Origin of the sequence: Nonomuraea gerenzanensis, assembly GCF_020215645.1 — a bacterium.
GTDB classification, from domain to species: Bacteria; Actinomycetota; Actinomycetes; order Streptosporangiales; family Streptosporangiaceae; genus Nonomuraea; species Nonomuraea gerenzanensis.
Window position 1 is genome coordinate 8,799,127 of sequence record NZ_CP084058.1, and the last position, 21,702, is coordinate 8,820,828.

Annotated in this window: 24 protein-coding genes and 1 riboswitch; of the genes, 12 read left to right on the forward strand and 12 right to left on the reverse strand. The window is 71.2% G+C overall.

From position 1 onward, the window contains the following. Positions 1-167 precede the first annotated feature (167 nt). Both LCN96_RS40885 and LCN96_RS40890 read left to right on the forward strand, forming a co-directional pair. Positions 168-1,364, forward strand: coding sequence for an esterase-like activity of phytase family protein (locus LCN96_RS40885; protein ID WP_225267773.1), 1,197 nt, complete (start codon positions 168-170; stop codon positions 1,362-1,364). Between the two features lie 103 nt (positions 1,365-1,467). Continuing rightward, positions 1,468-2,109 carry a hypothetical protein gene (locus LCN96_RS40890; protein ID WP_225267774.1) on the forward strand — a complete coding sequence of 214 codons (642 nt, stop codon included), beginning with the start codon at positions 1,468-1,470 and terminating at the stop codon, positions 2,107-2,109. Between the two features lie 47 nt (positions 2,110-2,156). Here the strand turns inward: LCN96_RS40890 and LCN96_RS40895 are convergent, their stop codons facing one another. After that, positions 2,157-2,390, reverse strand: a complete 234-nt coding sequence (locus LCN96_RS40895) for a DUF397 domain-containing protein (protein ID WP_225267775.1) — start codon at positions 2,388-2,390, stop codon at positions 2,157-2,159. Between the two features lie 135 nt (positions 2,391-2,525). Further along, positions 2,526-3,407: a helix-turn-helix domain-containing protein gene (locus tag LCN96_RS40900; RefSeq protein WP_225267776.1), complete on the reverse strand. Its 882-nt coding sequence runs from the start codon at positions 3,405-3,407 to the stop codon at positions 2,526-2,528. Between the two features lie 201 nt (positions 3,408-3,608). Here LCN96_RS40900 and LCN96_RS40905 point away from each other — a divergent pair, with 201 nt between their 5' ends. Further along, positions 3,609-4,010, forward strand: coding sequence for an ATP-binding protein (locus LCN96_RS40905; protein WP_225267777.1), 402 nt, complete (start codon positions 3,609-3,611; stop codon positions 4,008-4,010). A gap of 25 nt (positions 4,011-4,035) precedes the next feature. On the opposite strand, the gene LCN96_RS40910 is transcribed toward LCN96_RS40905, so the two are convergent. Beyond that, positions 4,036-4,662 (reverse strand): phosphoribosyltransferase, encoded by a 627-nt coding sequence (locus LCN96_RS40910; protein WP_225267778.1) that lies wholly within the window; start codon positions 4,660-4,662, stop codon positions 4,036-4,038. 169 nt (positions 4,663-4,831) lie between these two features. Continuing rightward, the gene (gene rsgA / locus LCN96_RS40915; RefSeq protein ID WP_225267779.1) at positions 4,832-5,929 is read right to left on the reverse strand and encodes a ribosome small subunit-dependent GTPase A; all 1,098 of its coding nucleotides are present in this window, start codon (positions 5,927-5,929) and stop codon (positions 4,832-4,834) included. A 294-nt stretch (positions 5,930-6,223) separates the two neighbouring features. On the opposite strand from rsgA, the gene LCN96_RS40920 reads away from it, so the two are divergent. The 3 genes from LCN96_RS40920 to LCN96_RS40930 all read left to right on the forward strand — a co-directional run bounded on the left by LCN96_RS40920 (position 6,224) and on the right by LCN96_RS40930 (position 9,016). Then, positions 6,224-6,772 carry a sigma-70 family RNA polymerase sigma factor gene (locus LCN96_RS40920; protein WP_263657385.1) on the forward strand — a complete coding sequence of 183 codons (549 nt, stop codon included), beginning with the start codon at positions 6,224-6,226 and terminating at the stop codon, positions 6,770-6,772. Further along, entirely contained in the window at positions 6,769-7,500 is a 732-nt protein-coding gene (locus LCN96_RS40925) for an anti-sigma factor family protein (RefSeq protein ID WP_225267780.1), read from the forward strand. The genes LCN96_RS40920 and LCN96_RS40925 overlap by 4 nt, the downstream gene beginning before the upstream one ends. Before the next feature lie 214 nt (positions 7,501-7,714). Continuing rightward, positions 7,715-9,016, forward strand: coding sequence for a CHRD domain-containing protein (locus LCN96_RS40930; protein ID WP_225267781.1), 1,302 nt, complete (start codon positions 7,715-7,717; stop codon positions 9,014-9,016). A 184-nt stretch (positions 9,017-9,200) separates the two neighbouring features. On the opposite strand, the gene glyA is transcribed toward LCN96_RS40930, so the two are convergent. The 6 genes from glyA to LCN96_RS40960 all read right to left on the reverse strand — a co-directional run bounded on the left by glyA (position 9,201) and on the right by LCN96_RS40960 (position 14,617). Next, positions 9,201-10,475, reverse strand: a complete 1,275-nt coding sequence (gene glyA, locus LCN96_RS40935; protein ID WP_449867120.1) for a serine hydroxymethyltransferase — start codon at positions 10,473-10,475, stop codon at positions 9,201-9,203. 1 nt (position 10,476) lies between these two features. Then, a riboswitch (ZMP/ZTP riboswitch) is annotated at positions 10,477-10,559 on the reverse strand. A 27-nt stretch (positions 10,560-10,586) separates the two neighbouring features. Further along, positions 10,587-10,973, reverse strand: a complete 387-nt coding sequence (locus LCN96_RS40940; RefSeq protein WP_225267783.1) for a serine/threonine-protein kinase — start codon at positions 10,971-10,973, stop codon at positions 10,587-10,589. 23 nt (positions 10,974-10,996) lie between these two features. After that, positions 10,997-12,394, reverse strand: a complete 1,398-nt coding sequence (locus tag LCN96_RS40945) for a serine/threonine-protein kinase (protein ID WP_225267784.1) — start codon at positions 12,392-12,394, stop codon at positions 10,997-10,999. Positions 12,395-12,433: 39 nt separating this feature from the next. Further along, on the reverse strand, positions 12,434-13,366 hold the full coding sequence (locus tag LCN96_RS40950; protein WP_225267785.1) for a YihY/virulence factor BrkB family protein: 933 nt from the start codon (positions 13,364-13,366) through the stop codon (positions 12,434-12,436). A gap of 57 nt (positions 13,367-13,423) precedes the next feature. Further along, positions 13,424-13,798 carry a YccF domain-containing protein gene (locus tag LCN96_RS40955; protein ID WP_225267786.1) on the reverse strand — a complete coding sequence of 125 codons (375 nt, stop codon included), beginning with the start codon at positions 13,796-13,798 and terminating at the stop codon, positions 13,424-13,426. 33 nt (positions 13,799-13,831) lie between these two features. Continuing rightward, entirely contained in the window at positions 13,832-14,617 is a 786-nt protein-coding gene (locus LCN96_RS40960) for a TIGR03084 family metal-binding protein (protein ID WP_311132607.1), read from the reverse strand. Between the two features lie 56 nt (positions 14,618-14,673). Here LCN96_RS40960 and LCN96_RS56935 point away from each other — a divergent pair, with 56 nt between their 5' ends. From LCN96_RS56935 to LCN96_RS40980, 5 genes are all read left to right on the forward strand, one after another. After that, complete coding sequence (locus LCN96_RS56935; protein WP_263657386.1) at positions 14,674-14,799, forward strand: hypothetical protein; 126 nt, start codon at positions 14,674-14,676, stop codon at positions 14,797-14,799. 79 nt (positions 14,800-14,878) lie between these two features. Then, entirely contained in the window at positions 14,879-14,962 is an 84-nt protein-coding gene (locus LCN96_RS57540) for a putative leader peptide (RefSeq protein ID WP_311132608.1), read from the forward strand. A gap of 111 nt (positions 14,963-15,073) precedes the next feature. Then, positions 15,074-16,762: a nitrite/sulfite reductase gene (locus LCN96_RS40965; protein ID WP_225267788.1), complete on the forward strand. Its 1,689-nt coding sequence runs from the start codon at positions 15,074-15,076 to the stop codon at positions 16,760-16,762. Positions 16,763-16,898: 136 nt separating this feature from the next. Beyond that, positions 16,899-17,627 (forward strand): phosphoadenylyl-sulfate reductase, encoded by a 729-nt coding sequence (locus tag LCN96_RS40975; protein WP_225267789.1) that lies wholly within the window; start codon positions 16,899-16,901, stop codon positions 17,625-17,627. Beyond that, positions 17,609-18,385, forward strand: coding sequence for a sirohydrochlorin chelatase (locus tag LCN96_RS40980; protein WP_397351791.1), 777 nt, complete (start codon positions 17,609-17,611; stop codon positions 18,383-18,385). Before LCN96_RS40975 ends, LCN96_RS40980 begins: the two co-directional genes overlap by 19 nt. Positions 18,386-18,510: 125 nt before the next feature. Here LCN96_RS40980 and LCN96_RS40985 read toward each other — a convergent pair whose 3' ends face one another. Then, positions 18,511-19,227 (reverse strand): DUF1707 domain-containing protein, encoded by a 717-nt coding sequence (locus LCN96_RS40985; RefSeq protein WP_225267791.1) that lies wholly within the window; start codon positions 19,225-19,227, stop codon positions 18,511-18,513. A 187-nt stretch (positions 19,228-19,414) separates the two neighbouring features. On the opposite strand from LCN96_RS40985, the gene LCN96_RS40990 reads away from it, so the two are divergent. Further along, the gene (locus tag LCN96_RS40990) at positions 19,415-20,779 is read left to right on the forward strand and encodes an ankyrin repeat domain-containing protein (RefSeq protein ID WP_225267792.1); all 1,365 of its coding nucleotides are present in this window, start codon (positions 19,415-19,417) and stop codon (positions 20,777-20,779) included. A gap of 101 nt (positions 20,780-20,880) precedes the next feature. On the opposite strand, the gene LCN96_RS40995 is transcribed toward LCN96_RS40990, so the two are convergent. Further along, positions 20,881-21,456 (reverse strand): HD domain-containing protein, encoded by a 576-nt coding sequence (locus tag LCN96_RS40995; protein ID WP_225267793.1) that lies wholly within the window; start codon positions 21,454-21,456, stop codon positions 20,881-20,883. Positions 21,457-21,702 lie beyond the last annotated feature (246 nt).

Genomic DNA, 21,702 nt, shown 5'->3' on the forward strand with positions numbered 1-21,702 from the left:
GGTCCCACCCCAGCACGTGATTTCGCACCGCGGGCGCCGTCCGCGGTGGCGAAGTCAGCACATACATCGTAAATCCCCACATTTCCCGACCTGTCCGACATCTGGTGGTCATCGCCCGTTGCCGTGCGTTCGGGATCGTGTCATGTCGCCGCCCTACTGTGCCCGGCATGAAACGCATCGCCATCCTGATGAGCGCGGGCGCGCTGGCCCTCGGCCTGACAGCCGCCCCCGCCGCCGCGGACCCCGACCGGCCCTCCTTCGGGCAGGCCACGCTGACCGGGTTCGCCTCCCTCCCGGCGTTGACCTTCGTCCCCGGCAGCGAGCCGTCGGGCTCCCTCCTCGGCACGTCCCCCGTCAACGGCGTCACCCCGCCGTTCAGCGGCCAGCCCGTGCAGGGCTTCAGCGGCATCGCGCGCCGCCACGACGGCACCTACGACGTGCTGTCCGACAACGGCTTCGGCAACAAGGCCAACAGCGCCGACTTCCTGCTGCGCGTGCACCGCATCAAGCCGGACTTCAGGTCCAAGGGCGTCCAGGTGCTCGGCGGCTTCAACCTGACCGACCCGCGCGGGTTCGTCCCGTGGGCCCTGACCCGCCAGGACCGCACGCTGACCGGCTCGGACTTCGACGTCGAGTCGATCGTGCGCTCGACCGACGGCACGTACTGGATCGGCGACGAGTTCGGCCCGTTCCTGCTGCACTTCGACCACAGGGGCCGTCTCATGGACGCGCCCGTCGCGCTCCCCGGCGTCCAGGCCCCCGAGAACCCCGGCCTGAACGGCGGCCGGCCCGACCTGGCGAGCAGCAAGGGCTTCGAGGGCATGGCCAGGGGCGTGGCCGGCCGCCATCTGTACCCGCTGCTGGAGGGCACGGTCAGCGGCGACCCCGCGGGCACCCTGCGCATGTACGAGTTCGACCTGCGCAAGCGCGCCTACACCGACCGGCGGTGGACCTACGAGCTGGAGGACCCGGCGCACGCGATCGGCGACGCCATCGCCGTCGACGAGAACCGGTTCCTGATCATCGAGCGGGACAACGGCCAGGGCGACGCCGCCCAGGTCAAGCGCATCTACCTGGCCGACAAGCGCGACAGGGACCGGGACGGCGCCCTGGACAAGACCCTGGTCGCCGACCTGCTGAACCTCAACGATCCGCGCGGGCTGGGCGGGGCGCCGGGCACGTTCCGGTTCCCGTTCCAGACGATCGAGGACGTGATCATCCTCGACGACCGCACGCTCGGCGTGCTCGACGACAACAACTTCCCCTTCTCCGACGGACGCACCGCCGGCAAGCCGGACGACAACGAGTTCATCACCGTACGGCTGACCCGCGGCCTCAAGGCCGACCCGCGCGTGTACCGCTGACGCCTGCACCGGCCGCCGTCCATGGGGACGGCGGCCGTCAGCGCGCTCGCCATCGGGGTGGCCGCCATCCGCGTGGCGGATGCCCGCCGATAGGGTCCCTGCCATGCCAGCACCGTTCACCTCACCGGCAGCCGCCGCAGCCGACCTCGAAGAGATCATCCGCCTGGCCGTGGAGACACTCCGGCAGGCACCGGAGCCCGCCTGGGACGCCAAGGCGGGCTCACTCGACTGGACCTGCTGGGAAACGGCCGAGCACCTGGCCGACGACCTGTTCGCCTACGCCGTGCAGCTCGGCCTCACGACCCCACCGCTGGACGTCGACGTCCCCTTCGTGGTGGAGAGCCGCAGGCCGGGCGGCCCGGCCAACGCCGTGCACGCCGACCGCGCCGCGGGCGTCACGGGCCTGATGCAGGTGCTGCAGGCGAGCGGCGCGCTGCTGGCCGCGATGGTACGCACCGCGCCGCCGCACGCCCGGGCCCACCACGGCTTCGGTCCGGCGGACGCCTCGGCCTCCGCCGCGATGGGCCTCACGGAGACCCTCGTCCACGTGCACGACCTGGCCACGGGGCTCGGCCTCGCCTGGGACCCGCCCGCCGGGGTGTGCGCCCGCGTGCTGGCCCGGCTCTTCCCGGACGCCCCGCGGGACACCGCCCCCTGGCCGACTCTGTTGTGGGCGACGGGCCGCGCCGAGCTGCCCGGCCGTCCCCAGCTGACACGCTGGCGCTGGCACAACGCGCAGCCGTGACCGAAAACCCGCGCCGGCGAGACCGTAACCCGGCGCCCGGCCGGGCCTCAGACGATGAGGTCGTCGAACTCCCCGTCCTTGGCCCCGAGGACGAACGCGGTGATCTCGGCCTGGGTGTAGACCAGCGCCGGTCCTTCGGGAAAGCGTGAGTTACGCATGGCGATCTCCCCCGTGGGCAGGTTCGCGACTTCGACGCAGTTGCCGTTGGGGTTGCTCCGCTTGCTCTTGCGCCAGACGACGGGAAGGCGGCCGGCGGGCGTTCCGTTCAGGAACTCGTGCATGGGGGCAGCTCCTCGCGATCTTACGGATGCACGTGCATCCGCGTTTGCGAGGTGACAATACGGCAACAGGAAGTGCTCCATATAGCGGACGACCAAAAATCCGCGTATGGAGTGGATCACAGGGATATCAGCAGCTCATCCGGAAATAAGCCGTTCCAGGAAGCGCCGGGTGGCTTTGGGCTCCTCCGCCTGGATGCTCAGCCGGTCCATGACCTCCATGTAGTGGTCGCAATCGGCGGCCTTGTCCAGGTAGAGGGCGCTGGTGAGCTGCTCCATGTAGACGACGTCGGGCAGCTCCCGCTCCGGGAAGCGCAGGATGCTGAAGCTGCCGCCGGCCGCCGCGTGACCACCGCGGTCGAACGGCATGATCTGCACGGTGATGTTGCGCTCGGCCGTGACCTCCAGCAGGTGCGCGATCTGCTCGCGCATGATCTCCGGGCTGCCCAGCGTGCGGCGCACCACGGCTTCGTCGATCACGGCCCAGAGCGTCAGGCCGCTCTCCAGCCGCCCCTGCCGGGTCATCCGCAACGCGACCCTGCGCTCCAGCTCGTCCTGGGACGCCTTCTCGTGCGCCAGCTCGATCACCGCCCTGGCGTAGGCGGGCGTCTGGAGCAGGCCGGGGACGAACTGGTTCTCATAGGTACGGATGCCGGCCGCGGCCCCCTCCAGCCCGATGTAGACCTCGAACCAGGCGGGCAGCAGGTCGCCGTACTTGTGCCACCAGCCGGGGGCGTTGGCCTGCTTGGCCAGCGCCAGCAGCGGCTCGCGCTCCTCGGGGTCGGTGACGCCGTACAGGGTGAGCAGGTCGGCCACGTCGCGCTGCTTGAAGCTGACCTGGCCCAGCTCCAATCGGCTGATCTTCGCATGAGATGCGCGAATCGAGTACCCGGCGTCCTCGCGCGAGATACCCTTTTCCGTGCGGAGCCTGCGCAGTTGCGTCCCCAGGAGGATCCGCAGCACCGTCGGGCTGCCCGGCGAGTAGCTGAGAAGCTTCCCTTCCGTGCTCTGTGCGCTCACGCCACCGCTCCTAGATCCTCTGCACGTGCAGATGCGATTCGCATCGGTAAACTACGAAAAGTCTTGCATCGGTAAGCACTCCCCGTAAAGATGGGCATTGGATCACCAGACCGCGCTTCGGGGGCCAGAATGACGACTTTCGACGCTCGGCCGCAAGCCGCCATCGCTGCCCGGCCACCACGATGGCTTTCCTCCGTCCTCATGGAGGGGCACACCGGTGAGTGCGACGCCGTGTTCCCCTTTCATCGTGGCACGGCGCTGGAGCCGTCCTGTGTCGCCACGGCGCGCCGGTTCGTCGATCAGACGCTCACCTCGTGGGGCAACCTGGAGCACGCCTTCGACGTCCAGCTGGTGGTCTCGGAGCTGGTGACCAACGCCATGCGGCACGGCGGCGGGGCCGCGCAGCTGCGGCTGCTCTCGCACGAGGCGGAGCTGGCGTGCGTGGTGACCGACTACAGCCGGACCGTGCCCGTGGCCGCCGCGCCCGACGTCTTCTCGGAGTACGGGCGGGGGTTGCGGCTGGTGGACGCGTTGTGCACGGCGTGGGGGTGGCTCTCCCCCGAGGGCACCCGCAAGGTGGTCTGGGCGATCATCGCGAGCTGAGACCCGGGTTCGGGGTCGCGCGGCGTCAGTCGCGGCCCAGCAGGTGCAGCACATCGGTGTCGCTGAGCTGGTCGAAGCGCTCGTACCACTGCCCCACCGCCCTGAAGTCGAGCGGCATCCTGAGCACGACCACCTCGTCCGCCTCCTCCCGCAGGGACCGTACGGTGTCGCGGGCGCCGACGGGCACGGCCAGCGTCACCCTGGCGGGCTTGAGCGTCGCGACCGCCCTCAGCGCAGCCCGCGCGGTGCCGCCCGTGGCCAGGCCGTCGTCGACCACGATCACCTCCCTGCCCTCGACGGGAGGCAGCGGGTGGTCGCCGCGGTAGGCGCGCACCCGCCTGGCCAGCTCCCGCCGCTCCTGCTCCACCACGTCGGCGACGTCGTCCGGGGTCATGCCCAGGCGTTGCAGCAGCACCAGGTCGAACACCGGCTCGCCGCCCTCCGCCACCGCCCCCACCCCGAGCTCCGGCGTCGGCGGGTAGCCGATCTTCCTGGTCACCAGCACGTCCAGCACGGCGTCCAGTCTGCGCGCGATGGGCACGGCCACCGCGACGCCGCCGCGCGGCAGGGCGAGGACCACGGGGTCGTGCGCGTCCCGCAGCCGCTCGGCGAGCTGCGCCCCTGCGTCGGCCCGGTCTGCGAAGAGCTCCATGACCTGTGCCTACCCGCTGACGCCCGCTCCTCGCCTGCCCGGACGCACCCGGGTGAGCGGGCGCACGGGCAGGCCAGGCGGACGGATGGGCGGGCGGGCACGCGGTCGGGTGGCCCGGCGCGCGGTCAGGTAGCCGGGCGCACGGGCAGCCGGACCGGCTGCGCCCGGGTCAGGGGCGGCTGCGGCCCGAGCGGCGCATCTCCTTGGTGATGAGCTTCCACTTGTTCTGCTGCTCCTTGCGCAGCCGGGCATCGGTGCGGGTGGCCATCCAGGCAGCCTCCCGCTGCAGCTTGCGCCAGCTGTCCAGGCGCCGCTCCGGCAGCTCACCCCGCTCCAGCGCGTCGAGCACGGCGCACCCCGGCTCCCCGTTGTGCCCGCAGTCGCCGAAGCGGCACTGCTCGGCGAGGGACTCGATGTCGGAGAAGACGAGATCGACGCCCTCTCCGATGTCGTACAGGCCGATCCGCCGGATGCCCGGGGTGTCGATGACGAGGCCGCCGCCGGGCAGCGGGATCAGCTCCCGGTGCACGGTGGTGTGCCGGCCGCGCCCGTCCGCCGCGCGTACCTGCTGGGTCTCCATGACCTCGCCGCCGGCCAGCGCGTTGACCAGCGTGGACTTGCCGGCGCCGGACGGCCCGAGGATGACGGCCGTGCGCGAGCCGCCCAGGTGCTCGCCGACGACCCGGACCCCGTCACCCTGCAGCGAGGAGACGGCGTGGACGGGCACGCCGGGCGCGGCGAGGCGGACGTCGGCGAGGAGGTCTTCGAGGCCGCTCTCGAACAGGTCGGACTTGGTGATGAGCACGACGGGCGTGCCGCCGGACTCCCAGGCGAGGGCGACGAGGCGTTCGATGCGGCCGAGGTCGGCGAAGTCGGTGGCGTGCATGGACGGCTCGGCCACGAAGACGACGTCCACGTTGGCGGCGAGCACCTGGCCCTGGCCGTCGCCCGACAGGCCGCCGACCGAGTCGCGGCTGACGCCGCCCCTGATGAAGGCGGTCGTGCGGGGCAGGACCTCGTCGAGCTCGTAGCGGCCCTCGGGCAGCCACTTGAGCGCCACCCAGTCGCCGACGCACGGCAGTGCCACCGGGTCGGCGGCGCAGGCGCGGCGTACGCGGGCGCTGTAGCGGGCGTGGTGCTGGCCGTCGGCGGCGATCACCTCGGCGGCGCCGCGGTCCACGCGGGACACGCGGGCCGGGACGGTGCCCTCAGGCAGCTCGGCGGCGCGCAGATCGGTCCAGCCGAGCAGGGAAAGATCGTGAGACAACGTAGTGAAACCTTTGATCGAGAAGGAAGTGAAGCAGAGAACGGGCTGCTCAGACGAGCGCCCGGAGGTGGACTGAGGACACGACGAAGACGGTCACCCGCATAGTCCTCACCTCCTCGATCAGTTGTCGGGTCGACTCTACGCAGAGTGTCCCCGGCGATGCAATCGGATTATCTTCCGCGATCTGTTGAACCGCTCCCGGGCGGCTTCCCGTACCACCTCTCGACGGACTGAGAAAGGGGAATGATGCGAATCAGCACGTATCCCCCGCCCTCGGCCGAGGGAGCCGCCCCGATGGGCAAGCCGCGCTTACGACACTGGATCCGGCGCGTACGCCCGGACGACGAGGTGGTCGTGTCCGCGCTCTACCGGGAATACCACAGGCCGCTGCTGGCCTTCGTGATCCGGCTGACCGCGGGCGATCGGCAGTGGGCGGAAGACGTGGTGCAGGAGACCATGATCCGGGCCTGGCGGAGTGCGGAGCAGCTCGATCCCGACTCGGTCTCGCTGATGCCCTGGCTCGCCACGGTCGCCAGACGTATCGTGATCGATGACCGGCGGCGAAGGGACGCCCGCCCCCAGGAGTCGGGTGACGGGCCGCTGGAGAGCATGCCCGTGCCTGACGAGATGGAGGGACTGCTGCACCAGGTGGTCGTGTCCGAGGCGCTGAAGGCGTTGTCACCGGCACACCGCGAGATCCTCAACGAGACGATCCTGCGGGACCGGTCGGTCAACGACGCCGCCGTGGCGCTCGGCATCCCGGTGGGCACCGTGAAGTCCCGGGTGTACTACGCCGTCCGCGCGTTGCGCATCGCCTTGGAGGAGAGGGGGGTGAAGGCATGACGTCGAGAGTCGAGCACACGGACGTCGGGGCGTACGCGCTCGGGCTCCTGGACGAGGACGACCGGCTGGCCTTCGAGGCCCATCTCCTCGGCTGCTCCTCCTGCCGCTACGAGCTGTCCGACCTGGCGGGGGTGGCCAGCGTGCTGCACGGGATCGGCCCCGTGGAGGACCTCGGCCCTCCTTCCGTCGAGCCCCAGGGCGACGTGGTCGACATGCTGCGGCGCAAGAAGGCGGCCGACCGGCGGACGCGCAGGGGCACGTTCGTGATCGGGATGGCGGCGGCGGTCACGCTGGTGGCCGGCGGGCTGACGATCGGCACGCAGCTCAGCGCCGACGACCCGCCGCAGGTCGCGCAGGGGCACAGCGGCCACATGGGGACGAACATGGGGCCCGCCGAGCAGTTCTACGCCGACGGCAAGCCCATCGAGGGCAAGGGCGTGGAAGGCGTGACGGGCGGGCTGGTCGTGGAGTCCAAGGGCTGGGGCACACACGCGGCGCTCAAGCTGTCGGGGGTGAAGGGGCCGCTGGAGTGCGAGCTGATCTCGGTGGGCAAGTCGGGCGAGCGACGGGTGATGACGGGGTGGTCCGTACCTCCAGCCGGGTACGGAGTGCCGGGGTCGCCCGATCCGCTCTACATGCACGGCGGCAGCGCCACGCAACTCCAGGACATCGATCACTTCGAGGTGGTCACCTCGGGGGGTAAGAAGTTGCTCACCATCCAGGCCTGAAATCGTTCGGGAGATGCCCTCTCACCGCTGGTGGGAGGGCTTCTTCGTGTGCCGGTGAAAAATACGGGGCCGTGGATTGAACCTTCTCGGGGTCCGGCGCGTACTGCCTGCCGTACCGATTGGAAAATCGAGCCTTTTACGGGGTTTCATCATGTATATCCGAAAGATCGCAATTTATGGGGCTTTAGGGGCGTGTGCGCTCGCCGCCCCCGCTGTGCCCGCGTCAGCGTCCGCATCGACGTCCGCGCCCACGCCCGCGCCCGGGGCCGCGCTCGCGTCGGCGTCGGGGTCGGGGTCGGGGTGGGGGTCGGGGGACGACGTCTATCTCGCGGCGGGCCTGCGCGGCGCGAACGAGGTGGACAGCGCCGGCGACAAGGACGGCCGCTCGGCGGTCGTGCTCAGGATCAGCGGCAACGAGGTCACCTTCGCGGCCCGCTGGCACCGGATCGGCGCCCCGACAGCCGGTCACGTCCACGCCGGGGCCCGGGGCGTCAACGGTGACGTGCGGCTGGAGCTCCTGCCCGCGTCCCTGCCGTCCTCCGTGCGTGGCGTCACCGGCACCGTCAGAGCCACGGACGAGCTGGTCAGAGCGCTCGTCGCCGACCCCGGCGGCTTCTACGCCAACCTGCGCGACGCCGCCCACCCCAAGGGCGCGGTACGGGGCCAGTTCCACCGGCTGAGCAAGCCCGTGGACCTCGGCGGCGTGCTGCACGGCAGCGACCAGGCCACGCTCTCCGCCCAGGCGGACGGCGGCCAGGAGGCCCCGGCGGACGACGGCCGGCGGCGCGGCGACCCGGACGGCAAGGCCACGTGGTGGCTGCGGCCGGACGGCTCCTCCCTCGCCTACACCGCCTCCTGGACCGGCCTCGGCCGGGTGACGGCGGGCCACCTGCGCAAGGGCGCGCCCGGCAGGAACGGCGCGGTGGTGGCGGATCTGTTCGCGGCCCCCGAGGGGCTGCCCGAGAACGTGACCGGCGTCGCGGGGGTGATGCCGGTCACCACCAAGCTCGTCAAGCGTCTCGCGGCGAACCCGGGCGCGTACTACGCCAACCTGCACACGCTCGACTTCGACGGCGGCGCGGTGCGCGGCCCGCTCTCCGGCGCGGCGTTCACGCACCCGCGGGCGCTCACCGCGGAGGTGCTGCGCGGTGAGCAGATCTACGCCTGCACGCCGCTGCCGGCGGGCGGCCACGGGTTCACCCAGCTCGGCGTGACGGCCACGCTGCGGCGCGGCATCGACCACTCGTTCGTCACGCCCGCCTCGGGGCCGCCGCAGTGGATCGCCCCGGACGGCAGCGCGGTGCGCGGCTCGGTCGTCACCAGGACGCCGAACGGCAGCCACATCCCCGAGCTGGTCCTCGACGCCACCCGGGCGGGCGCGAGCACCGGCCTGCTCGCCCACGCCACCCAGATCCTGCGCCTCAACACGACCGGCGGCACCGCCCCCGCGGGGCCCTGCCGGCCGGGCGCCGAGGCCAGGGTTTCGTACGGGGCCGACTACATCTTCCTCGGCTAGGGCCTTCCCGGGGGGCGATTCGGTCCCGTCCTCTGAGAAGGCCGTCCCCGGCCGATCCGGACCAGTCCTCCGGGCCGGGATCGGCCACCGCGACGGGGTACTCCGGCCCACCCCGCTCGCACGAAGCGCCCCACCGCGCACCGGGAGCCCGCGCGGTGGGGCGCTTCCTCATGCCAACATCGATTTACAGGCCGGGCGCGGGGAACTGCGCGGTCAGTTCGCTGACCTCGTGGTGCACGCGGGTGATGACGTCCTCGGCGTCGCCCTTGGCCAGGGCGGTGACGACCTCGTCCATCCAGGCGCCGATCTGCCGCATCTCGGCCTCGCCCATGCCGCGCGAGGTCACCGAGGGCGTGCCGATGCGGATGCCCGACGGGTCGAACGGCTTGCGGGTGTCGAACGGCACCGTGTTGTAGTTGGTCTCCAGGCCCGCTCGGTCGAGCGCCTGCGCGGCCGGCTTGCCGCCGATGCCCTTCGGGGTGAGGTCGAGCAGGATCAGGTGGTTGTCGGTGCCGCCGGAGACGAGGTCGAAGCCGCGCGAGGACAGCTCCTCGGCCAGCGCCTTGGCGTTGCGGACCACCTGGTGGGCGTAGTCGCGGAAGGCCGGCTGGGCGGCCTCGTGCAGGGCGACGGCGATGGCGGCGGTGGTGTGGTTGTGCGGGCCGCCTTGAAGGCCGGGGAAGACGGCCTTGTTGAGCGCCGTGGCGTGCTCGTCGGTGGTGGCCATGAGCATGGCGCCGCGCGGGCCGCGCAGCGTCTTGTGCGTGGTCGTGGAGATCACGTCGGCGTGGCCGACCGGGGACGGGTGCGCACCGCCCGCGACCAGGCCCGCGATGTGCGCGATGTCGGCGGCCAGCACGGCGCCGACCTCGCGGGCGATCGAGGCGAAGCCCTCGAAGTCGATCGTGCGCGGGATCGCGGTGCCGCCGCAGAAGATCAGCTTCGGCCGGTGCTCCAGCGCGAGCTGGCGGACCTCGTCGAGGTCGATGCGGCCGGTGTCCTTGCGGACGCCGTAACGGACCGGGTTGAACCACTTGCCCGTGGCCGAGACCGACCAGCCGTGCGTGAGGTGACCGCCGAACGGCAGGCCCATGCCCATGACCGTGTCGCCGGGCTGCGCGAACGCCAGGTAGACGGCGAGGTTGGCGGGCGAGCCGGAGTAGGGCTGCACGTTGGCGTGGTTGACGCCGAACACGGCCTTGGCCCGCTCGATGGCCAGGGACTCGATCTGGTCGATGACCTGCTGGCCCTCGTAGTAACGCTTGCCCGCGTAGCCCTCGGAGTACTTGTTCGTCAGAACGGTGCCGGTGGCCTCCAGGACCGCCTTGGACACGTAGTTCTCGGAGGCGATCAGCTTGACCGTGTCGGACTGGCGGCGCTCCTCGGCCTTGATGAGCTCGGCGATCTGCGGGTCGACGCTAGCGAGAGAACTCATGACTCTCCTGTCATCGTTGACGATGTGCGAAGACCCAGGCGCACGGCCTCCGCTCCTTTCGCTCCCTGGTGGTCGATCCCACCCAATGCGCCAGTCGCGTCTCGTTCCTAGACCTTATCGGATGAGCCAGGGGGCTCATTTCCCGGTGATCAGCAGGTTCGCGAAGTGTCCGAGCGCCTCCAGGTTGGCGCCGCGCATGGGACCGCGCGTCTCGAGCATGCCCGTCAGGTCGGGGCCCTCGACGTACTCGGTGACGAGGTAGGCGGTGCCCCCCTCGATGCCCCCCTCGATGCCCGCGTCGAGCACGGGCGCCGTGCAGAACCTGGCCACCTGCCTGGCCGCCTCGGCCTCCCGGGTGAAGCGGCGCCGGAAGTCCTCGCGCCCGGCCAGCTCGGGCCGCAGCACCTTGAGCGCGACCGGGGAGAAAGCGGGGTCCTGGGCGAGGTAGACGATGCCCATGCCGCCTTCGCCCAGCTTGCGCAGGAGGGTGTACGGCCCGATGCGCCTGCTCTGATCGTTCATCCTGTCCTCAGTGGGAGGGCCGGTCACGCCTCGGTGACGGCCACGTTCTTGATCGAGCCGAGCGGCCCCAGGTTGACGTCCACCCGGTCGGCGGTCTCGGGCAGCCCCTCGAAGACGGCCCAGAGCTGGAGCTGCGCGCCTTGGCCGAACGGCGCGTTGGGGACGGCGAAGCACTGGCAGTGGCCGTCCTTGAAGGCGGGGTGCAGCGGGTTGCCGACCCCGGGCGGGACGATACTCACCCGCGACACGGTCGCGTCGAAGACGCTCGAGCCGAGCTTGCCGTGCAGGGGCGCGTTACCGGTGCCGACGTTCTTGACCGTCCACTGCAGGCGCGCCCTGGTGCCCTGCCGCACCAGGGAGTCGATCCGCACCTCCAGGCGGCTGCCCAGGGCGTCGATCGTGCTGACGGCCGCCGGTGTGCCCGGCTCCTTGCCCGGCTGCTCCCAGGGGCGTACGGCGGCGAGGGTGACGCCCACGCCCACGGCGGCGGCGAGGACCCCGATGAGGATCGGCGTCCAGGGGATCCTGCGCGGCGCGGACCGTGACGCGGACCGTGACGCGGACCGGGGCGCGGACCGCGCCAGGGGCGTCCAGCTCTCCGCGACCGCCTTGGTGGCGGCGGCCACCGGCACGCCATTGCGGCCGAGGAGCCCGTCCACGAGCTGCTGGGCGGTCGGGCGGCGCGCCGGGTCCTTGTCCAGCGCCCGCTCGACCAGGGGCCTGATGCGCTCGTCGAGCCCGTCGAGCTTGGGCGCGTGGTTGATGACGCGGTAGACGACCTCGGGCACGCCGCCGGTGCCGAACGGCGGCCTGCCGGTGCCCGCGAACGTCACCAGGGCGCCCCAGGAGAAGATGTCGCCCGCCGGGGTCACGTGCTCACCCCTGGCCTGCTCCGGCGACATGTACGCGGGCGTCCCCATCGCCGTGGCGATCGTCGCCGCCGCCCCCGGAGTGTCGGCGAGCTGGGCCACCCCGAAGTCGATGACCCGCGGCCCGACCGGGCTGAGCAGCACGTTCGACGGCTTGAGGTCGCGGTGCACGACGCCCGCCTGATGGATGGCGGCCAGCGCGGTGGCCACGCCGACGGCCAGCGCCTCCAGGTTCGAGCCGGTCAGCGGGGCCCGGGCGACCACGGAGGCCAGGTCGGGGCCCTCGACGAACTCGGTGACCAGATAGGCGGTGCCGCGGTCGTAGCCGGCGTCCAGCACGGGCGCGGTGCAGAACCTGGCGACCCGCCTGGCGGCCTCGGTCTCCTTGCCGAACCGCCGCCTGAACTCCTCCCGCGCGGCCAGCTCCGGGCGCATCGTCTTCAGCGCCACGCGCCGCCCCGACGGGTCCCGCGCGAGATGGACGACGCCCATCCCGCCCTCTCCGAGCTTGTCCAGGAGGGTGTACGGCCCGACCCGCTGCTGCACGCTCACCGGTGGGATTATTCCGGACATGATCCGGCCGCGGAATGGCTATCTGGTGCGGCCCACGCCCGGCCAGAGCCGGTCCACCTCGGCGTTCAGGATGGCCCCGATGAGCACGGCCAGCGCCGTGATGTAGAGCCACAGCAGCAGCGCGATGGGCGCGGCCAGCGAGCCGTACACCGAGACGGGCGAGAACCAGGCCGCCAGCACGGCGCGCAGCACGGCCGCGCACAGGATCCACAGGAACAGCGCCAGGATCGCCCCCGGCAGCTCGCGGTACCACTTGGTGCGCACCGGCACGCTCACGTGGTAGAGCACGGTGAGGAAGAGCACCGAGCCGATGATGACGACCGGCCAGTAGAGCAGGTCGATGAGGATGCCGTAGTCGGCGGGCAGCGCGTCCTTGATCAGGGTCGGGCCGACGACGAGGATCGGCATGACGATGATGCCGATGATCAGACCGATGACGTAGAGGCCGAACGACATCAGCCGGGTGCGGATGATGCCGCGCTCCTCCCCCAGCCCGTAGGCGACGGAGATGAGGTCGACGTACACGTACAGGGCCCTGGAGCCGGACCAGAGCGACAGCAGGAAGCCCAGCGAGATGATCGACACCTTGCCGGCGTCGTCGCTGAGCACGTCGGTGAGCAGCGGGTTGATCACCTTGTTCACCGCGTCGTCGGTGAACAGCAGCCCCGCCTGGTCGATCACCCAGGTCTTCACCTGGGCCACGACGGTGGGGCCCAGCCAGGTGCCGAGCTTGCCCAGCACGCCGATCAGGCCCAGCACGAACGGCGGCAGTGACAGCAGCGCGAAGAAGGCCGCCTCGCCCGCCAGGCCGGTGACGCGGTAGGTGACGCCGGCGTTCGTGGCGGCCCGCACGATCGCCCACGACTTGGTGTCGAGCACCCAGTTCAGCCTGGCCCGGGCATGGGAGACGAGCCCGCGCTTGGGCCTGGGAGGCGCATCGGTGGACGTCATGGCACCCAACGGTATTTCGCAGTGACTCTACGGGACAGCTTACGTCCCGGACCTGCCCTAGTCGTCGTCGACGATGCGCGCGCCCAGCGGGAGGAGGGAGACCGGGATGAGCTTGATGTTCGCCACGCCCATCGGGATGCCGATGATGGAGATGAACAGGGGGATCGAGGTGACCACGTGGCCGATGGCCAGCCAGATGCCGGCGACCAGGAACCAGATGATGTTGCCCAGGAGTGAGAGGACACCGGCGTCCGGGTCGCGGACCACGGTGCGGCCGAACGGCCACAGCGCGTACTTCGCGATTCTGAACGAGGCGATGCCGAACGGGATCGTGATGATGAGGATGCAGCAGATGATGCCCGCCAGCGCGTAGCCCATCGCCAGCCAGATCCCCGCGAACACCAGCCAGATGATGTTCAGGATTGTGCGCATGCTCACAGCATGTCACGGATCATGAGGCGAGCGTCATCCGGAATGACCCCGATCAACCCCTGACATCGGGCTCCGGCCCTTTCCGGGTGGCCCGGCGAAACACTGCGCGATCCGCATCCAGGACCGCGCGGGCTCGCCCGTCAGCTCCAGGCCGGTGTCCGACAGGTGGATGCGCTGGGTGACGGCCAGGCAGAAGTCGAGCACGGTGCCGCGGACGAGGGAGGCGGCCCCGGCCGGGCCGGCCGTCCAGGTGCCGCCGTCCGGCAGGGCCAGCTCCACGCGTACGGGCTCCTCGGGGACGGGCAGGCCGCGCACGGCGAAGCTGTACGGGCGGGCCCTGAAGCCCATCGTGGCCACGTGCCGCAGCCGCGCCGTCGGCTCCCTGACGACGCCGAGCGCGTCGGCCACGTCCTGGCCGTGCGCCCACGTCTCCATCAGCCGCGCGGTGACGAACGAGGCGGCCGACATCGCCGGGCCGAACCACGGCACGCGGTCGCGGGCGCCGAGCGTGGCGAAGACCTCCAGGCTGTGCGCCCGGGACGCGCGGAACCAGGCGTGCAGCTCCCGCGGCGCGCTCCCGCGCGACTGCGCCGCGACGTCGTCCACGGAGGTGAACCGCCGCACCCAGTCAGGGAAGCCTTCGGGGTCGCCCGCCGCCCGGACGGCGGCGTCGTCGAACCAGGCCAGATGGCTCACCTGGTCGCGGACCGCCCACCCCTCGGCGGGTGTGGGCCGCTCCCAGTCGTCGTCGGAGAGGGGCTGCAGCAGGGCTTCGAAGGACGCGGTCTCGGCACGCAGATCGTCGAGCAACTCGGCCATGAGGTCCACGCGCGCCAGCCTAACCGGAACGACGTTCTGGGAGAATAATGCTTAACGTGATCTGCGACAGCTGTAAGGACAAACGCCACGAGGACTGCCGCGGCGGCTCCTGGTGCGACTGCCAGCACAAGGAGCAGGCGCTGCCGGAGGAGTCGGAGCTCGACTGGCCCCGGCAGGGCTGAAGGCCAGGCAGAGGGGGCCACTATCCCACACTCTGGACCCGGTATTGGACATCTCGGACAGCCGGAGTAGTCTCGAAGCATGCCAGCGGACCCCATGCTCGTCGGTCGACGACACGTCGATCTTCAGCGTGTCCGCAGTGCCATCTGTTGCGACGCCCGCTAACCCATCTCGATTTCTACCGCTGAGCGCGTCGCACTCCATCCTCTCCAGCCCTGCCCTTCGATGATGAAGGCAGGAGGACGTTGCGCGCGCCCATGATCCGAAGGACGCGCAATGAGCACCCCTGCCAGCCGCACTCCTGCCAGCCGGCACCACAAGCGCCCGCGCGGCGAAGGCCAGTGGGCCCTTGGCTACCGTGAGCCGCTCAACAAGAACGAAGAGAACAAGAAGAACGACGACGGTCTCAACGTCCGCCAGCGCATCATCGACATCTACTCCAAGCGGGGCTTCGACTCGATCGACCCGGCCGACCTGCGTGGCCGCATGCGGTGGTACGGCCTCTACACCCAGCGCAAGCCGGGGATCGACGGTGGCAAGACGGCGGTGCTCGAGCCGGAGGAGCTCGACGACAGCTACTTCATGCTGCGGGTGCGCATCGACGGCGGGCAGCTCGACCTGGCCCAGCTCCGCACGATCGCCGACATCTCCAACGACTACGCCCGCGGCACCGCCGACATCACCGACCGGCAGAACATCCAGCTCCACTGGGTGGAGATCGAGTCGGTGCCCGACATCTGGGAGCGGCTGGAGGCCGTGGGGCTGTCCACCACCGAGGCGTGCGGCGACACCCCGCGCGTGATCATGGGCTGCCCGCTGGCCGGCATCGACACCGACGAGGTGCTCGACGCCACCCCGCAGATCAGCGAGATCTACGACCGGGTCGTCGGCAACCCCGCCTACTCGAACCTGCCGCGCAAGTTCAAGACGGCGCTGAGCGGCTGCCCGGCGCACTGCACCGTGCACGAGATCAACGACGTGGCGTTCGTCGGCGTGGTGAACGAGCGCGGCGAGGCCGGCTACGACCTGTGGGTGGGCGGCGGCCTGTCGACCAACCCGATGCTGGGCAAGCGGCTCGGCGTGTTCGTCAGCCCCGAGAAGGCGGCCGACGTGCACGAGGGCGTCGTCGGGATCTTCCGCGACTACGGCTACCGGCGGCTGCGGCACCGGGCCAGGATCAAGTTCCTGGTCAGCGACTGGGGGCCGGAGAAGTTCAGGGACATCCTGGAGACCGAGTACCTCAAGGAGAAGCTGCCCGACGGGCCCGCCCCGCAGCAGCCGCGCAGCAACCGGCGCGACCACGTGGGCGTCTTCCCGCAGAAGGACGGCAACTTCTACGTCGGCTTCGCGCCCAAGGTGGGCCGGGTCGACGGCGACAAGCTGCACCTGATCGCCGACATCGCCGAGCGGCACGGCTCGAACCGGGTGCGCACCACGGTCGAGCAGAAGATGGTCATCCTCGACATCGCGCCCGAGCGGGTCGACTCCATCGTGGCCGAGCTGGAGGCCAACGACCTTCAGGTCAAGCCCTCCACGTTCCGCCGGCAGACGATGGCCTGCACCGGCATCGAGTACTGCAAGCTCGCCATCGTCGAGACCAAGGCCACCGCGATGGACCTGATCGACGAGCTGGAGCGGCGGCTGCCCGACTTCGACGAGCCGCTGACCATCAACCTCAACGGCTGCCCCAACTCCTGCGCCCGCATCCAGGTCGCCGACATCGGCCTGAAGGGCCAGCTCGTCGTGGACGAGAACGGCGACCAGGTCGAGGGCTTCCAGATCCACCTCGGTGGCTCGCTGGGGGTCAACGCCGGGTTCGGCAGGAAGGTCCGCGGCCTCAAGACCACCGCCAAGGCGCTGCCCGACTACGTGGCGCGCGTCGTGTCCAACTACGACAGCCAGAAGAAGGAAGGCGAGTCGTTCGCGGACTGGGTTCAGCGAGCAGACGAGGCCGACCTGAAATGACCACACGAGCGGTTCCCTTCCACTGCCCCTACTGCGGCGAAGAAGACCTTGAACCCTACGAGGGAGACGGCGGCTGGTACTGCCGCGCCTGCGCTCGTGCCTTCAAGCTGAAATTCCTTGGAATCGGAGTGAAGATATGACGCTGGTCGACATAGAGGTCGGGCTCAGACAGCAGCGTGGCACGCTCGACCTCCAGGACATCGTCGAGTCCGCCGCCGAGTTCCTGGAGGGCGCCCCCGCGCGCGAGATCATCCGCTGGGCGGCGGCCACGTTCGGCGACCGGCTGTGCCTGACCTCCTCGATGAGCGACGCCCTGCTCATCGACCTGGTCAGCCGGGTCAAGCCCGGCGTGGACGTGTTGTTCATCGACACCGGCTACCACTTCGCCGAGACCATCGGCACGCGGGACGCCGTGCAGCAGGTCTATGACGTCAACGTGATCGACATCAAGCCGTCGCGGACGGTCGCGGAGCAGGACCGCGACCTCGGGCCGCGCCTGTTCGGCCGCAACCCGGACCTGTGCTGCTACCTGCGCAAGGTGGAGCCGCTGAACCGGGCGCTGGAGCCGTACCTGGCGTGGATCTCCGGCATCCGCCGCGACGAGTCGCCCAGCCGGACCGGCACCAAGGTCGTGGAGTGGGACGCCAAGCGGCAGATGGTGAAGGTCAACCCGATCGCCTCCTGGACGCAGGAGGACGTGGACAACTACATCGCCGACAACGGGGTGCTGATCAACCCGTTGCACTACGACAACTACCCCTCGATCGGCTGCGCCCCGTGCACGCGGCAGGTCGCCGAGGGTGAGGATCCGCGCAGCGGACGCTGGGCGGGCCTGGGGAAGGTCGAATGCGGCATTCACCTGTGATCCCCAGCGGGGGACCCGTCCCGTTGGCAGGCGGGACGGCCCCCGGCCGCGTGCCACTGGTGGCGGTGGCGCACGGGTCACGTGACCCGCGCGCCGCCGCCACCGTGGCCGCGTTGCTCGACCGGGTGCCGCTGGACGTGCGGGTGGCCTACCTGGACCACTGCGCCCCGACCCTCGGCCAGGCCCTCACCGGCCTGCGCGAGGCCGTGGTGCTGCCTCTGCTGCTCACCGAGGCCTACCACAGCCGGGTGGACCTGCCTGCGGCGCTGAACGAGGTGCGTGCGCGCGAGCCCCGGCTGCGCGTCCGCTACGGGCACACGCTGGGCCCGCACCCGCTCCTGCTGACCGCGCTGGAGCGGCGGCTGGGCGAGGCGGGCGTGCCGGCGGGCGACCCCGACACGGCGGTGGTGCTGGTGTCGGCGGGCTCCAGCGACGCGCGGGCCAACGCGGTGGTCGCGGAGACCGCGCGGGCGTGGCGGCGGTCCGGCTGGTGGACCGTCACCCCCGCCTACGCCTCCGCCGCCTCCCCCACCCCGGCCGAGGCCGTCGCCTCGCTGGTGCGGGCGGGGGCGCCTCGGGTGGTCGTGGCGCCGTACCTGCTGGCTCCGGGGTACTTCGCCGACAAGGTGCGCCGCGACACGCTGGCGGCTGGGGCGTCGCTGGTGGCCGATGTGCTGGGGGCTTCACCCGAGCTGGTGGACGTGCTGCTGGAACGGTACGAGGCCGCACAGCGCCAGCCGGTCACCCTGGCGGGCTGAGCCTGGGCGGCGCCCCGGGCCGCCCACGGGGACGCCGGCCGTGGTGGCCAGTGTGGCGCAGCGGTGCGGCGCGGATCACGTGGCCGCGCCAGGCGGTGCGGCCGCCGCAGCGGCGCGGTGGGGTGTCAGAGGCCGAGGTGGCGGTGCTGGTCGCGGATCTGGCGGCGCAGTTCGCGCTCCTGACCGCGGATCTGGCGCCCGATCTCGCGCCAGTCCTCCCCGTGCAACCGCCGCCAGTGCTCGCGCCACGCCGCGAAGCCGCGCTGGAGCGGCTGCGCCTGCGAGTCGCCGATCACCTTGACGTCGCCCATCACGGCGTACGCCTGCACCCGCACCACAGGCACGTTCATCCCCGGCGGCGCCTGCTGGACGTTCACCTTCTTGTCGCCCATGACCGCCATCCCGTCGAGGTCCACGTACACCCCGTCAGGCACGATGATCTTGACGTCGCCCATGACGGAGACGGCCAGGATCTCCACCCGGTCCGTGCGCACCTCCGCCTCGCGCAGGTCGAGCAGCACGTCCCCCATCACGGCGACGGCGCCGAGCTCCTGGTCGATGCGCCAGGTGCCGCGCCGCTTGGAGTCGCCCATGACGCCCACGAACCACCGCCGCTTCTTGCCCTGCGGCGCGGGCGCCTGCATGGGGGCGGCCACGCCGGCGCCGGGCAGGTCCTGGGTGAGCAGGGCCAGCTCGGCGTGGGTGGTCGCGGTGTAGGCGGCCTCCGTGCGGTCGGTCAGCTCGGCGAGCGTCAGACGGCCCTCGACCGAGGCGACACGGAGCTGCTCGACGACGGCCTCGCGCTCGGCGTCCGACGCGCGGACCTCACCGGGATCAGTCATACTCGCAACATATCGCGTTTGGGGCCGGAAGCAGCATCCTCCTTGGGGAGGAATCCTGCCATCCGTCGAAACATGCACATTCGGGATGGAATCTGAACCGGTCCGTGGGCGGGGCACGTACCACGCGATGACACGGGGCCCCGGCCTTGGTCCGGGGCGCGGCCGGACCAGGCTAGGGTCCCTTGTCATGCATGCAGAACAGCTCTACCGCGCGGCGTTGATCGGAGACATCGAGACCGTGGGCAAGCTGCTCGCCGGTGGCCTCGATCCCAACACGCCCAGCGAACGTCCGGAGGATGGCTCCGAGGAGGGCGGGCTGGCCCTGTGCGCGGCGGCCTCCCGTGACCGCACGGAGGTGATCACGGCCCTGCTGGCCGCCGGCGCCGACGTCAACGCCAGGGAGGACGGCGGCTGGACGGCGCTGCTGTGGGCCGCCGCCAACGGCCACGCCGACGCCGCCAGGCTGCTCATCGAGGCGGGCGCCGAGGTGGACGTCACCAACGACGTCGGCGACACCCCGCTCACGCTCGCCGCCAGCCGTGGCGCGCCCGGCGTGGTGCAGGTGCTGCTGGAGGCGGGCGCCGACCACGAGAAGTACGACGGCGACGGCGACACGGCGCTGGAGGTCGCCCTCGGCTGGGCGGGCGTGCATCTGGAGAGCGCGCTGCTCGAGCAGATCGAGCAGGACGGCTGGGAGTACGTGGTGGCCCGCCAGTACGCCAAGGACGGCACGGAGCTGATCACCGTGGCCGGCCGCTCCGCCGACGGCGAGCAGAGCGAGCAGGTGCAGGCCCAGCGCGGCCACGCCGCCGTGGCGACCCTGCTGGAGGACGCGGCGGGCATCCAGTCGCCGGTGGAGCAGCTCGTGGCCAGGGCGCTGGCGCACCGCGACGTCGACGAGGACGCCGAGACCTGGTGGATCGTGGCCGACTCGCTGGGCAGGCGGGCCGACGACGAGACGTACGAGGCACTGGCCCGCCTGTGCGTGAGCGAGGACGCCAGGGAGCGCGAGTTCGGGGTGGACGCGATCGCGCAGTTCGGGTTCTCCGACGGGGAGAAGCCGTACCTGGAGCGGACGCTGCCGCTGCTGCAGAAGATGGTCACCACGGAGGGCAACCCGCAGGTGCTGCGCTCGGTGCTGGCCGCGCTCGGGCACCAGGGCGATCCGCGGGCGCTGCCGTACGTGCTGGACATCCTCGGCCGTCCCGGCCACAAGCGCACGATGACGGACGCGATCGCGCTGTCCGACGTGCTGCCGCCGGACCATGAGGAGGGGCTGGCGCTGCTGATCTCCATGACCGAGGACGACGACTCGGAGATCCGCGACTGGGCCACCTCCGGCCTCGCCGGTCTGGCCGCCGACACGCCGCGGATCAGGGAGGCGCTCGCCGCCCGGCTGTCGGACCCTGACCTGCGTACCGTGGCCGAGGCCACGCGCGGCCTGGCCGACCGCGGCGACGAGCGGGCCGCGCAGGGGGTGGAGAGGGTGCTGGCGGAGAGCGACGACGAGTACGCCAGGGAGCTGGTCACCCGGCCCGCCGCGGAGTCCTGACCCGCGGGGGGCTCGGTCGTCGTCGAGCACGCGGCTCAGTCCTGACGCGCACGGGCTCGGTCGCCGTCGAGCAGGCGGCGCGGTCCTGGGCCGCGCAGAGCTCAGTCGCCGTTGAGCACGCGGGTCACCCAGTCGAGGGTCCCCGTGCTCAGGGCCTCCTCGGCCAGGCGCTTGCCCGTCTCGGTGGTGATCGCGGCCAGTGAGCTGTCGATCCAGCCCTGGACGTTCTGGTGGCCCTGCTCGCGGTACTCGACGGCCTGGATGAGGCACTCCAGCTTGTCGGCGTCGCGGGCGCAGACGGCTTCGAGGGTGGCCTTCTCCTCGTACTCGGCGACGGCGTCGCACACGACGGAGGCCACCTCCGCCGGCAGGCCGCGCACCTGGTCGGCGGTGACGTCCTCGTTGGAGGCGGCCTTGAGATAGCGCTTGCCGATGTACGGGATGTCGGTGACGCGGGTCTCCTGCGTGTCGTGGAAGAGGCTCATGAACGCGGCCCGCTCCGGGTTGCCGCCCTCCATGCCGGCGATGACGGCCGCGATGACCGCCGCGCGGAAGGAGTGCTCGGCGATGCTCTCCGGATCGCGTACGCCCGCGACCAGCCAGCCGGTTCGCTTGTAGCGCTTGAGCAGCCCGAACTCGTACAGAAACCCCGCCAGACCCGTCACGTCACCTGCCACGAGGACCCCCTTCTCGTCATGCGCGGAGTCTGATTCTTCCCCCGAAACCACAAGACGAATGCCGTGACCGGCCGACTGGTCACGGCATTCGCCCAGGGCGTCGTGCGGGCGCACGCCTGGGCGCTCAGGACGTCCGCACGCCGGGCGCGAGGGCACGGGCGCACGCCGGGCGCGAGGACACGGGCGCACGCCGGGCGTAGGAGGCGTGCGCCCCCGGTGCAGGGCGCGGGCGCCTGCCCGGCCTCC